General features: G+C 48.3%; 10 protein-coding genes and 1 other annotated feature (1 of these 11 only partly in view). Of the genes, 1 reads left to right on the top strand and 9 read right to left on the bottom strand.

The features are described 5' to 3' along the window. Positions 1-165: a binding site (T-box leader), on the top strand (it extends 52 nt beyond the left edge of the window). A 43-nt stretch (positions 166-208) separates the two neighbouring features. Then, entirely contained in the window at positions 209-1,459 is a 1,251-nt protein-coding gene (gene tyrS / locus MST20_RS18925; protein ID WP_243944180.1) for a tyrosine--tRNA ligase, read from the top strand. Positions 1,460-1,709: 250 nt separating this feature from the next. Here tyrS and pgmB read toward each other — a convergent pair whose 3' ends face one another. The 9 genes from pgmB to MST20_RS18970 all read right to left on the bottom strand — a co-directional run bounded on the left by pgmB (position 1,710) and on the right by MST20_RS18970 (position 13,615). After that, positions 1,710-2,390: a beta-phosphoglucomutase gene (gene pgmB, locus MST20_RS18930; protein ID WP_243944182.1), complete on the bottom strand. Its 681-nt coding sequence runs from the start codon at positions 2,388-2,390 to the stop codon at positions 1,710-1,712. Continuing rightward, positions 2,387-4,093, bottom strand: coding sequence for a glycoside hydrolase family 13 protein (locus tag MST20_RS18935; protein ID WP_243944184.1), 1,707 nt, complete (start codon positions 4,091-4,093; stop codon positions 2,387-2,389). The genes pgmB and MST20_RS18935 overlap by 4 nt, the downstream gene beginning before the upstream one ends. Beyond that, positions 4,035-6,371 carry a glycoside hydrolase family 65 protein gene (locus tag MST20_RS18940; RefSeq protein WP_243944186.1) on the bottom strand — a complete coding sequence of 779 codons (2,337 nt, stop codon included), beginning with the start codon at positions 6,369-6,371 and terminating at the stop codon, positions 4,035-4,037. Before MST20_RS18940 ends, MST20_RS18935 begins: the two co-directional genes overlap by 59 nt. Beyond that, positions 6,349-7,233, bottom strand: coding sequence for a DUF1189 domain-containing protein (locus MST20_RS18945; protein ID WP_243944188.1), 885 nt, complete (start codon positions 7,231-7,233; stop codon positions 6,349-6,351). The genes MST20_RS18940 and MST20_RS18945 overlap by 23 nt, the downstream gene beginning before the upstream one ends. Positions 7,234-7,237: 4 nt before the next feature. After that, complete coding sequence (locus tag MST20_RS18950; RefSeq protein ID WP_165426214.1) at positions 7,238-8,089, bottom strand: sugar ABC transporter permease; 852 nt, start codon at positions 8,087-8,089, stop codon at positions 7,238-7,240. After that, the gene (locus MST20_RS18955; protein ID WP_243944189.1) at positions 8,090-9,397 is read right to left on the bottom strand and encodes a carbohydrate ABC transporter permease; all 1,308 of its coding nucleotides are present in this window, start codon (positions 9,395-9,397) and stop codon (positions 8,090-8,092) included. Between the two features lie 41 nt (positions 9,398-9,438). Beyond that, a complete protein-coding gene (locus MST20_RS18960) occupies positions 9,439-10,692 on the bottom strand; it encodes an extracellular solute-binding protein (RefSeq protein ID WP_243944190.1) in 1,254 nt (417 codons plus the stop codon). Between the two features lie 94 nt (positions 10,693-10,786). Then, positions 10,787-12,550 carry a glycoside hydrolase family 13 protein gene (locus MST20_RS18965; RefSeq protein WP_243944191.1) on the bottom strand — a complete coding sequence of 588 codons (1,764 nt, stop codon included), beginning with the start codon at positions 12,548-12,550 and terminating at the stop codon, positions 10,787-10,789. A 114-nt stretch (positions 12,551-12,664) separates the two neighbouring features. After that, complete coding sequence (locus MST20_RS18970) at positions 12,665-13,615, bottom strand: LacI family DNA-binding transcriptional regulator (RefSeq protein WP_243944192.1); 951 nt, start codon at positions 13,613-13,615, stop codon at positions 12,665-12,667. Positions 13,616-13,887 lie beyond the last annotated feature (272 nt).

Here is a 13,887-nt window from a genome sequence, read left to right on the forward strand (position 1 = left end):
CGGCGGCTGGTGCGAGCCGGTACAAAGGCAGACGTGAATTACCTCCCTGAGCTTTCTTTGTGAACCTTAAGTAGCAAAGAACGGGAAACCGTTATCTGAAATAGAGCGGAAGATGAAGGTCTTCAACCAGGGTGGTACCGCGTGCATTTGAGCCACGTCCCTTATCGGGATGAGGCTCTTTTTTTATACAAAAAAAGGAGGAGTTATCATGCAGCAACAATTTGATCAACTGACAACTGCCGAGAAGCGGGAAGTCGAAAGGCAGCTTCACTTATATATGGACGGAGCGGAGGAGGTCATTCCCCCGGAAGAACTGCGGGCAAAACTGGCCAAATCGATTTTGACCGGCGAACCGCTGAAAATTAAGCTTGGCCTCGATCCGTCGGCACCTGACGTTCATTTGGGCCACACCGTCGTCTTGAATAAGCTGCGCCAATTTCAGGAAAACGGGCATATCGTCCAGCTCCTGATCGGAGACTTCACAGGAAAAATCGGCGATCCTACAGGAAAATCCGCCGCCAGGAAACAGCTGACGGACGAAGAAGTCCGCCGCAATGCCGAAACATACTTTCAACAGTTTGGAAAAGTGCTTAATCAGAACAAAGTCGAGCTTCACTACAACTCAAAATGGCTGAAACGATTAACCTTTGAAGACGTCATTGCACTCGCGGGCAAAATTACCGTCGCCCGTTTAATGGAACGCGATGATTTTGAAGAAAGAATTGCCATGCAAAAGCCGATTTCGCTTCATGAATTCTTTTACCCGTTGATGCAGGGATATGATTCGGTCGTTCTCGACAGCGATATCGAACTGGGCGGAACGGATCAGCATTTTAACGTGCTCATGGGCAGACACTTTCAGGAAAAGTACGGAAAAGAAAAACAGGTCGTCATTCTCATGCCGCTGCTTGAAGGACTTGACGGGGTTGAAAAAATGTCGAAATCAAAGAACAATTACATCGGCATCGATGAAGACCCTCATGAAATGTTCGGGAAAACGATGTCGCTTCCGGACAGTTTGATGAAAAAATATATCCATCTTGCGACCGACTTGGAGGCGGAGGATAAAAAACGACTTGTAAAAGATTTGGAAACGGGGGCCGTACATCCGAGAGATGCGAAAATGCTTCTCGGGAAAACCATCGTCAACATGTATCATGGAAGCGAGGCGGCCGAAGCGGCCGAACAGCAGTTTAAAAAGGTTTTTCAGCAAAACAGCGCGCCCGACAATATAACGCCTGTACACTGGCAAGGTGACGGAACGGTGCCTGTCACCGATTTATTGGTGACGCTCGGACTCCTCCCTTCCAAAAGCGAAGCCCGCCGAATGATCCAAAACGGCGGCGTTAAAATCAACGGCATCAAAGCAGAATCGATTCATGCGGATGTGGCGGTCGAACACGGTATGATGATCCAAGTCGGCAAACGGAAGTTTGTCAAATTGCAAATGCCTGAATAAACATTTAGCCTAATCATCCTTTTAAAAGGATTGATTAGGCTGTTTTTCATGAAAAGCGCAGGCGTTAGAATTTGCAACAGGACGGTATCCAATCGCCCGATCGTTTCGATTGAAAGCCGAGTTGCTAAGAACGTTGTATAAACAGCAAAAAGCATATCCGAACGGCCTTCCTCTCCGGCCTGATCTTGATGTTGCCCTCCCCTCTCTGATAGCAAATAAGGCCGCCAGCGGCGGCCTGCCATTTTTCGATTCATTTTTCTTCTCTTATGCAGCAACAGCGCCGCCATCCTTCTTTCAGCAGCTCAAATGTCAGCTCGTTTGTGTTGGGCACGATCAAATCGGCCCCGCTCAGCGATGTCTCTTCACCGACTCCCACGGCGAACATCCCTGCGGATTTGATCGCGGCGATCCCCGCTTCAGCGTCTTCGATTGCTGCACACTGAGACGGAGGTACACCGAGCAGCGCTGCGGCCGTCAAAAAGATTTCGGGGTCGGGCTTTCCGTGAGCAAGCGCGGCCGGGTCAACGACGGCATGAAATTCGTCTATGAGCCCGAGCCGTTGCAAAATAGCAGGCGCGTTTCGGCTTGACGAAGCTAACGCAATGCTTACATTTTCTCTTTTCAATTCGGAAAATAGCCCGGCGATTCCCGGCAACAGGTCATGCGGGGTCAAGTTTTGGATCAGCTTTTGGTAGTATTGATTTTTCCGGCGCATGATCTCTTGTTTCTCCGCCTCCCGATACGTTCCGGCCGCACCGCCGTGAATCAAAATCGTGTCAAGCGACCGCTCTCTGTCGATGCCTTTCAGTCGTTCATTAAAGCTCCGGTCAATCTCAATGCCGATTTGTTCGGCAGTATGTTTCCAAGCGAGATAATGATGTTCGGCCGTATCCGTGATCACGCCGTCCAAGTCAAAAATGACCGCTTTCATAATGTCGAACCCTTTGCCCGGCTGATCATCATAAAAGCTTCATAGGATTCCATGTCGATACTGCCGCTTATCTTAAGCCGCTCGCGGGCGTAATTGGATAACAGCACATCCCACTTGTCTTCAAGCAATTCCGGCGGAACATGAAACAGCGCCTTTTCTTCTGACAAATTCACGGCGACTAACAGCTTTTCGCCCCGGTATTCGCGGATATAAGCAAAGATTTGCGGATCATCCTCAAGCAGCAGCCGGTAGTCTCCGTAGACGATGACTTTATGTTGTTTGCGCAGCCCGATGAGCTTCTGATAATAATAGAAAATCGAATCTTCATCTGAGAGCGATTCTTTCACATTGATTTCTTGATAGCGGGGATTTACCGGCAGCCAAGGCTCTCCATCTGTGAAGCCCGCGTGTTTTCCATCATCCCATTGCATCGGCGTTCTCGCATGATCCCGCCCTTTTTTCGCGACGGCTTTTCGAAAGTCTTCCTCTGTCATCGTTTTATTTTCGAGGACAAGTTCACGGTATGCGTTTTTGATTTCGAGATCATCATACATCTCGAGCGGCATCTCGCTGTTTGTCATGCCGATTTCTTCTCCCTGATAAATGAACGGGGTTCCCTTCATGCCGTGCAAGACCGTTGCAAATGCTTTGGCGCATTGTTTGCGCAGTTCGCGGTCATTGCCCCAGCGGGATATGACCCTCGGCTGATCATGATTTTCGAAATAAAGCGTGTTCCAGCCGACATCCATTAAAGCGGCCTGCCACATCGTCATCGTCTTTTTTAAAGCGATCGGATCAAACGGCTTCATCTGCCATTTCCCATTCGGCGAATGTTGTTTTATATCGATGTCCATATGTTCAAATGTAAAAATCATGTTCAGCTCATGTCTGCTTGGATCCGTGTATTTTATTGCTTCTTCAACATCTGAGCCGTTTGCTTCGCCGACTGTCATGCAGTCGTAACGGGACAGCACTTCCCGGTTCATCTCTTGTATAAATTCGTGCAGACGGGGGCCGTTTGAATGATAGCGGCCGACGACATAAGGACGGTTGTCATCTGTTTCATAATCGGGAAAAGCGACATATTTGGAAATGGAACCGATCACATCCATCCGCCAGCCGTCGACGCCTCTGTCCATCCAAAACGTCATCAAATCGTATACTTCCCGGCGAACCGCTTCATTCTCCCAGTTTAAGTCAGGCTGCTTGTTCGAAAAGTAGTGAAGATAATACTGCCCTGTCCGCTCATCGAATGTCCACGCCGGCCCTGAAAAGATCGATCCCCAATTGTTCGGTTCTGAACCGTCCGCCTTTGGATCCTTCCAAAAATAATAATCACGGTAAGGATTGTCCTTTGACTTGCGGCTTTCGGCAAACCAGGCATGTTCATCAGACGTGTGGTTCACGACAAGATCCATGATGATTTTCATTCCGCGTTTATGCACTTCATCAATCAATTGAAACATATCTTCGTTCGTCCCGAACTTTTCGTATATGCTTCTGTAGTCGCTAATGTCGTAGCCGTTATCATCCTGCGGAGAATCAAACACAGGACACAGCCAGATAACATCGGCTCCGAGGCTTTTGATATAATCGAGCTTTTGAATCACGCCCTGCAAATCGCCGAATCCGTCTCCGTTGGAATCATAAAAACTCCGCGGGTAAATTTGATACACGACTGCCTCTTTCCACCATTGGCTCATCGGGCATCCTCCTTTCATACCGTCCGTTCAGTGCGATCTGCTCTCCATAAACTGTCATGGAAAGCGGTTCTCCTTTTACAAGGTTGAAGACGACGCTGTTTTCCTCTACCTGCACATTGATCAACCGGTTCCGATAATTGATGTTAAACGAATAACCGTCCCATTCCTTCGGCAAAAACGGAGCAAACGACAGCGTCTCATCCTGGGTCCGCATGCCGGCAAATCCTTGCACGATCGCGAGCCAGCTTCCGGTCATCGATGTAATATGAAGCCCTTCCTCTGTGTCATGATTGTAATTATCCAGATCAAGCCTCGCTGTACGCTTATACAGTTCAAGCGCCTTCTTTTCCATTTTCAGTTCAGCCGCCAGCACCGCATGTACAGACGGCGAAAGGCTCGATTCATGAACGGTCATCGGTTCATAAAATTCAAAGTTGCGCCGTTTTTCTTCCTTCGTAAATCGGTGATTAAAGAAATAAATGCCTTGCAGAACATCCGCCTGCTTAATAAAACTGGAGCGGAGAATTTTGTCCCATGACCAATTCTGATAGAGCGGGCGGTCAGCCGCTTCAAGCTCATCCGTTGCCTGAAGCTCTTTATCCAGGAATGTATCATGCTGAATAAAAACACTTAATTCCTCACTGTATGGATAGTACATTTTCGCAATGATATCCTTCCACTTCTCGATTTCGGCTTCCCGTATATCAAGCCGGCGGCGTTTTTCCTCCGGGAGGACAGCGAGGTTTTCGAGCGTGTACTCAAGCGTCCACGACGCAATCAAATTCGTATACCAGTTGTTGTTGACATTGTTTTCATATTCATTCGGCCCTGTAACGCCGTGGATCATATATTTGTTGTTACGTTTTGAGAAGTGGACGCGGTCAGCCCAAAATCTGCTGATTTCGACGAGAACGTCTATCCCGTATTCTTTCATATAGTCACGGTCGCCTGTGTAATTGACATAATTGTAGATCGCATAACAGATTGCGCCGTTGCGGTGAATTTCTTCGAAGGTGATCTCCCATTCATTGTGGCATTCATCGCCTGTGAAGGTCACCATCGGATAAAGGGCCCCTTTCAGCCCCAGTTTGGCCGCATTCCGTTTAGCTGCCTCCAAATGATGATATCGGTATAAAAGCAGGTTCTTCGTCACCTCCGGCTCGGCCGTCGCCAAATACACAGGAACGGCGTACGCCTCAGTATCCCAGTAAGCAGCTCCGCCGTATTTCTCGCCGGTAAATCCTTTCGGCCCGATGTTTAAGCGCGAATCGGCTCCGTAGTATGTCGAGAAAAGCTGAAAGAGGTTGTACCGGATGCCCTGCTGAAGCTCATCATCCCCTTTAATTTCAATGTCAGCTTTTGCCCACCTTTCCATCCAGTGTTCGGTATGCCTCCGCTTCGCTTCTTCATATCCCTGCTGAAGAACATCAGTCAAAAGCGCCCTGCCCTTGACTAAAAGCTCTGCTTCTTCAAAGTCCCGGGACGTTGTGACAATGACCAATTTTTTTAAAGAAGCCTTTGTTCCCGGCTTCACTTCGTAACAGTAGCGGTTTTCCGCGTACATCGCGTCCGTTTGAAATTGCTCGCTGGCATATCCTTCTGTCACGTTGTACATTGAAGCAGCCACCGTAAAACGCGGCGTTCCAAATGGATTCTCAATCGTTTTCGTCACGAGATGACCGCGATGAGATTCAGCGCCTTTCGCTTCTTCCTGCCAAAACTGCTCTTCGAAATTGGCATCCTCATTTGCGACATGTCCATCAAGATAAGGAACAAGCGTGATGACCGCTTCATCGGTCAGGCATTCTGCTTCATAATGAATCGCGCACAGCTGCTGGACATCAAGGCTAAGAAAGCGCTCCGACGAAATTTTGACAGCCTTTTGATTCACACGAACGACAGCGCTTCTCCGCAGGATGCCTTCTTTCATATTGAGCTCCAAATCAAACGATTCGATGCCGTTTTGATTGAGGTCGACTTTTTCGTCGTCTACATATACATCAATTCCGATGAAATTCATTGCATTGATGACTTTCCCGAAGTATTCGGGATAGCCGTTTTTCCACCAGCCGACACGCGTTTTGTCCGGGAACCAAACCCCTGCGATATATGTGCCTTTGAGACTTTCGCCTGAATAGCTTTCTTCAAAATTCCCCCTGATCCCCATATAGCCGTTCGCCAAGGATGTCAGACTTTCCTGAAGCCGCTTATGTTCCTTTTCAAATTGGTTTGTTTTGATTTTCCACTGGTCGATCTCAAATAGCCGCTGATTTACCATGATTTCCTCCTGACTGTAGATTTTCGTTGTGGTGGCGGGTTTTGAATATATGCCTGAAGATGAAAGAGACCATCAAAGCACTTCCGCACGAATGGATGAGCAGCATCATAATGAAGTCAAAGCGGATCATACCAAAAGCCATTGCAGCCGCTGCCGGAAGCGCTGATCCGCACACCGCCGCTGCGGCCGCTTCCTTAAACGACCTTATCCCGGTCATGTTGGATTTTTTGGAGATCCAGATGCCTCCCGCCAAAACGGCCGTTACAAAAAGCGAGATGATGAAAACCGCAGAACAGGCCAGCATGATGATAAGCGGCTTATATTGGGCAAACCACATGGCACCGATAAAATCCCCCACATGATCGGCATCCAGATCATTCAGCCCGGCCTTTGCCGGATAGCGGACAGAAAACCCCGCTCCGCTTTGATCGCTGATGATCAGATGATCTGACTGAAAGATGAGCACGTTTTGATAACCGCCTTCCGCCTTTATCCGCCCGTTCTCACCGCTTGTTTTCAATTCATTCTTCAAATCGACCGCCAGCAAGGTTTTCTCTTTCTCCACACGGTACAGCTCGTCTGTGCCTGTCAATCTCCCGTTTGTCAATTGGTAGCCTTTTAATTGTTTGATGAATGCCGCGTCAGCCTTTTGAACAACGTTTGGCAGCAAATCCCCGGCGTTGAAGCGGTCCATTTTCATCAACGCAATCGTCACGGGCGCCGTTAAACAAGCCGTCAAAAACATAAACAGAAAAGAAATTTCGAGCCAGCTGAAAGCATGTTTGCAGCGCATGACGCCCGCCGGTGATGCCGTTGCTTTAAGAAAGCGGACGATCAGCTTTTCGTTTCGCATGTCGTTCATCGATTTATCCCTTCGTTCCGCCGGATGTCAAACCGGACACAAAGTTCTTTTGGAGAAAGAAGAACAAGATGCAGATCGGCAGAGCCGCAAGAATCGCTCCGGCTGCAAACAGCGCGACTTTTTGCTGCTGCGGATTGGAGATGAATGTCTGCAAACCGACGGCGATGGTCAGGCTTTCCGGCGAGCGAAGCAGAAACTTCGCCAGCAGATAGTCGCCGAACGGCCCCATAAACGCCCACAGCGCCTGGACTGCAAGCATCGGTTTCACAAGCGGCAGAACCACCGAAGCAAAGATCCGCAGGTGCCCCGCTCCGTCAATTCGCGCCGCTTCATCGATTTCTCTCGGCACTGTATCAAAGTAGCCCTTCATCAGCCATGTGTTCATCGGAATTCCGCCGCCGATATAGATGGCAGTCAAAAACCAATATTGGTCCAAAGCTCCGATCAGCATGGCCAGGACGTAAAAAGCGGTCAGCGCCGCCATCGTCGGCACCATTTGAATGATCAAAAAGAAAATGAGGCTCTTTTTTCGGCCCGCAAACCGGTAGCGGCTGTACGTATAGCCGGCAAGCGTCACAATCGTCACCTGGAACACCATGACAGACAGCGCGATCACAAGCGTATTCCCGTACCAGTTGAGGTAAAGCGTCTCTTGAAACAGCCGCTTAAAGTGGTCCAATGTCCATGCGCCCGAAAAATCGAGTGTAAAAGCCGCTACATTCCCGACCCGAAATGCGGATGATGCCGTGATCAAAAGCGGATAAATAATCACGATGCTTAAAAACGTTAAAAATATATAGGTCGAAACTTTGTTCAGCATCCCGGTGAACCGCGTATTTTTGAAAATCCCTCTCATCTACATGACCTCCTCATTGCCGAAGGCATTCGATTTCTTAAAAGCAATCAGGGAAACCCCGATGACAATGAAAGAAATGAGCAGTGTGACAGCAGCCGCCACGGAATACTGCGGCGACGTTCCCGTCGTCAGCTTATAGATCCAGGATATTAAGATGTCGGTTGACCCGGCTCCGGCCCCCGCACTCCCCGGACCGCCCTCATTAAATAAATAGATGATCGAGAAGTTATTGAAATTAAACGTATACTGGGTAATCATCACCGGTGCGGTCGCAAATAAAATCATCGGCAGCGTAATGTGTTTAAAGCGCTGAATAAATGTCGCGCCGTCAATCTTTGCCGCTTCATAAAGCTCTCCGGGAATCGCCTGAAGCACCCCTGTCACCATGACATAAATGTATGGAAAACCGAGCCACGTCTGAATCATAATCAAAGCTGTCTTCGTCCAGAACGGATCGGTCTTCCATGCGACAGCCGGGATATCGACGAACGGAAGCTGGTTCAAAAGCGGGATCACCTGGACGTTCATCGCGCCCGCCGAGTCGTTGAAAATGTTGGCAAAGCTCATAATCGTAATAAATGCCGGAACGGCCCACGGAAGCAGGAAGATGATCCGGAACATCCGCTTACCTTTAATAAAATTCTGATTGACGACCAACGCTGTCACGATGCCGAGAACAATTTGCAGCGTCGTCGCACAGATCGTCCAGATGATCGTCCAGCCCAGTACATCGGCGAATGTTTGCCGATACGAGCCAAGGAAAAAGATATTCATGAAATTTTTAAACCCGACCCAGTCGATGAGACTGTTAGGCGGAATATGATAAAAATCGTAGTTTGTAAACGCGATAAACAGAGTCACCAGCACCGGAAAAATAATCACAAACACCATCATGAGGTATGCCGGCAGCGTAAATAAATACGGGAACCCTTTGTCACCTGCATTTCTGATCATATCCCCGGCCGTCTCGCTGATTTTCAAACCCGCCGCTTTCATCGCGGCGGTCTTCCGGGCATCATACAGATTAAAGATGTAAAACATCAGAAAAACGAGCGTCAATATCAATTGCAGCGTGCCCTCTATCAAGAGAAACAGCGAGTGATCTTCTCCCGGGACAGTCCCCAGCGTCGCGAGGCCGATCAGCGCCTGATAACCGAAAACCGCTAACTCACAAATAAACAAGCCTGTGATGACAAGAAAAAGGATCCCCTTTGAAAACTGCCGGTTTGCAATCTGGCCAGCACCGGGAATCATCGATAACAGCGCTGCCTTCCGGCTCCGTTTTGCAAGTGTTTGGTCTTTGTTCATTTTTTTCGCCCTCTATTCTTCCGGACGCTAAAACCGCCGTTTTATTTCACATACTTTTCTTTAATGTTTTCTTTGATTACGCCGACGGCATCGTCCGCTGATTGCTGAGCCGATTTTTTCCCTGCTGCCGCGTCAAATATCAGGCTTTCTGCACCTGTCCACACCTCGGCCATCTCCGGAATGTTCGGAGTCGGAGTCGCCGTTTCGTATTGTTTGATGACCGCCGACGTCAGCTCGCTTTTTTGCTCCCCTGCTTTTTTTCGTGCGGCGAGGTTGGCCGGAACTTCGTTCGTATCTTCATAAAAACGGTAAGCGCTTTCGTCATTTGCGGCATATTGCAGCCACTTTTCAGCAAGCTCCGCCTCTTTCGTATATTTTGAGGCGACCCAGCCTTTTCCGCCTGCAAACGGGGCATATTCTTTTCCGTTTGGCAATGTCGGAATTTTCGCGGTACCGTAGTTCAAACCGGCTTCTTTATAATTGGAAGCCGACCAGGGACCTCCGATAACAGCCGCTGCTTTTCCGTCCATAAAGGTCTGCTGAATAAAATCGTCAGCGCTCGTATTGTCCTGCATGCCTTTCGGCCAATATTTACTGAACCATTTTTCGGCGTATTCCACCGCCTCCACGGCTCCCTTGTTGTTCAGACCGATGTCTCCGGAATCCGTGCCGTCAGCTCCGAATACATATCCGCCGTATCCCGCCATTAAACCGTATGACATGTAAAAGTCCGTCCACTTTGCGAGAAAAGCGGTCGATTTTCCTTTTTCCGAAGAAAAAGCGAACCGCTTGTCTTTTGTTAAATCCTCGAGCTCGTTAAAGGTTTTTGGCGGCGCTTTTAACAAGTCTTTGTTGTAATAGAGTACGAGAGTTTCAATAACAAGCGGGATTCCGTAGACTTTTCCGTCAACTGTTACTTGCTGCATTTCTTTGTCGCCGAAGCTTTTAGTATCAGACGGTTTGACTTCAAGCAAATGCCCTTGCTGTCCTAAGCCGCCGATACGGTCGTATGCCGCAAGCATGACATCGGGTGCATTGCCTGCCGGGCCGTCAAGAGGAAGCGCTTCAAGCTGATCGAACATTGGCTTTTCAACAATTTTGACTGTCACATCATTCTCTTTTTCAAAACCTTCCTTTATGCTTTCGACGTAAGGTTTATAGACCTCTTCTACAGACACGGTCAGCACTTTTTTCCCGCCGCTGCCCCCCGTTTCTTTTGAACTTGAACAGGCGGCAAGACCGAACAGCAGAACTGACGCCAGCATCGCTAAAAATCCTTTTTTTAAATGTTGCATCTTTTTTCCCCCTTCTATCTTAGAATCTGAGACAATTGTAATCCTCGATAGAAAGCGGTTACAATAGTTTAAATTCTGTTACCGGTAACAGAATTTAAACCGCCCCCAAAATGAAAAAACCGCCTGGCTGTATGTCGACCGCATCATCATGATGAAGCGCTTCTTCCGACCACGCATCATATATTCTTTTGTCGCTTGCAATCTTCAAATCCCGCAATCTGACACGCCGCGTCTCGCTGCCCTGGTGGAAGAAGGAGATCAGCTCTTTTCCTTCATGTGTTCGGGAAAAACTGACAAAATCATTTTCGTCGTCAACCAGCCTCCACTCGAGCGCTCCATAAGTCAATACGTCATTTTCTTGTTTTCGCAAAGCGATCAGCCGTTTCATAAATGTGAGCATCTCTTGATTCTGTTTCTCTTCTTCCCAAACCATGCACTTCCGGCACAATGGGTCATCCCCGCCGTCCAGCCCGATTTCGGTTCCGTAATAAATGCACGGCGAGCCTGTCTGAGCAAACATAAATGCCAAAAGAGAGCGCACCTTTTTCTCATCTCCTCCGCATCTTGTCAAAATCCGCTTCGTGTCATGGCTGTCCAGCAAATTAAACATCACCTCATTGACCTGCTTCATCCCGCTCATGAGATGCGAATTGATGCGGCTCGCCATTTGCGAAGCTGAAATCGATCCGTCTGCAAAATAGTCAATCATCGGTTCTGTGAACGGGTAGTTCATGACCGAATGAAATTCGTCTCCTCTAAGCCACGGATCAGCCTGATGCCAGATTTCGCCCAATATAAAAATGTCGGGCTTTTCTGCCGTAACGGCTTGCCGGAACTTCTTCCAAAACGCATGATCGACTTCATTCGCCACATCCAAACGCCAGCCGTCGATATCAAATTCGCGGATCCAGTACAGCGCGATATCAAGCAAATAAGCTTGAACTTCCGGGTTGGCGGTATTGAGCTTCGGCATCTCGGGCGTAAACGCAAATGTATCGTAGCCGCCTTCTTTAACAGGGAAAGAATGAACATGGAACCAGTCTTTATAACGGGACTTTTCCCCGTTTTTGACAACATCCTGCCACTCTCGCGAAGCGCTGCCGATGTGATTAAAAACAGCGTCAAGCATGATCTTCATTCCCCGCTCGTGAAGCCGGCTGACCAGCGTGCGAAAGAGTTCCTCATCGCCAAAATGCGGATCGATCGAGCAATAGTCCAATGTGTCGTATTTATGGTTGGAAGGCGCGGCAAAGATCGGCGTCAAATAAATGCCGCCTACCCCCAAGTCTTCCAGATAGTCCAGTTTGTCTATGATCCCCTGCAAATCCCCTCCGAAAAAATCATCCACCTCGGGATCCTTGCTTCCCCACGGCAAAGCGTTTTCCGGAGACAAATCTTCTCGGCCGCTGGCAAAGCGCTCCGGAAAAATTTGATACCAGACGGTTGATTTGACCCAGTCGGGTGCATTAAACGTATCTGCCTCATGAACAAACGGAAATTTAAAACAGTGCTTGCCCATATCGGCCGCTTTCCCGACAAACGGATAGGCACCATTGCTTCCGTAAAAAGTGTCTTGACCATCAGCGCCTGTAAGGATAAACCCGTACTGCAGACGCCTGAATGGAGGCGCCACTTCGGCAAACCAGTAATCATGCGTGCTTGTTGCGGCAATTTTCGCCATCGCAAGCTCGTTCGCTTTCCGTGTGCCGCCGGTATGTTCGTAAGGATCTCCCCAAATGAAGCGTACGTGATCGGCATCGTTCTTTTTTGTACGGATTTTGATGTGCAATGTCCTTCCATCGTAAGAATAGGCATCAGAGCTGAAAGGCTGATGATGAATCGCTGCATATTCCATCATGTTTCCCCCTTTTAGTTGTCCGGCTGTGATGAACCGGCTTTTATTCTGAAATTATCATGACGGCATAACAGGAACAATCATTTTCAGCTTGTTACCGGTAACAGAATGAGACCCTTACAAAGTCGATTCCCGGACAATAAGTTCCGGCTCAAAAAATTGATTGCCTTGCAACGCTCCGTCTTCATTGATTTTTTTTAGCAGGATTCTGGCGCAAGCCTCTCCCATTTCAACAACAGGCTGTCTGATCGTTGTCAGGCGAGGCGAAGCGATCCGGTCGAGAAACACCCCGTCATAGCCGGTGACCGCGACATCTTCCGGAATTCTTTTGCCGAGCGATTGCGCCGCGCGGATCACCCCGAGCGCGATGCGGTCGGAAGCGCAAACCACCGCTGCCGGTGCATCAACGGATGCCAGCACTTCCCGTGCGCGCGCTTCACTTTTTTTCGAACTGTTTTCCATCCGGAAAATCGCCGCTTTTTTCAGACTGCCTTCCATCGCCTGAAGGTAGCCTTTTTCCCTTGACCGTTCAAAGGGTTCATCCAAATCGATTCCAAAAAAGATGACATTGCGGACGCCCAGCCCAATGACATGACGTGTTGCCATATAGGTTCCTTTTTCATTGTTAACATCAATAAAATCATAGCCCATTTCATTTTGGCCAAATACAACGACAGGCTTTTCAAATACTTTGATCAGCCCTTCAAAATCAGCTTTTCTCAACCCCGTCGCTATAATGCCGTCACACTGGCCGATATTGAGAGATTTCCTTGTGACAAGCTGCAATGCATAATGGTGACGGTCCAGCTCGCGGCTGATTCCCGTTAACAGATTCATATAATAAGGTTCTGTCGTATCCATTTCTTCCAGTATGAGCAGCTTGACGACCTGTGTTCTATTTTGAACGAGCGCTCTTGCTGCATAGTTCGGTATATAATTGAGCTCCTTCATTGCTGAATGAACAAGCTTCTTCAATTCATCCGTCACAGTCTCAGGATGATTGATCACCCGCGATACCGTCATTTTCGACACATTTGCTTTCTTTGCTACATCAGATAACGTTGCCATTTCATCCCCGCCTTACCTATACGATTCAAACTGTCAGCAAGTCCTTCCTGAGGGCTGATGACACTTTGTTAAAATTAATTATAAGATGGAATCAAAGAAATTTTATAAGAAGGAGAAAATAAAAAAACGGATTTCCTTTAGGAAATCCGTCCAGACCGTTGACAAAATAGGTCGGATTTCTATGATCCGACCTATTTTTGTCCATTTTGTTCTATTTTTTCGACGAAAAAGCTGGCGATGAGGACCTTTCCAGGTCCAATTCGCCAGCTTTT

This window comes from Bacillus sp. B19-2 (assembly GCF_022832475.1).
Classification (GTDB): Bacteria; Bacillota; Bacilli; order Bacillales; family Bacillaceae; genus Bacillus; species Bacillus paralicheniformis.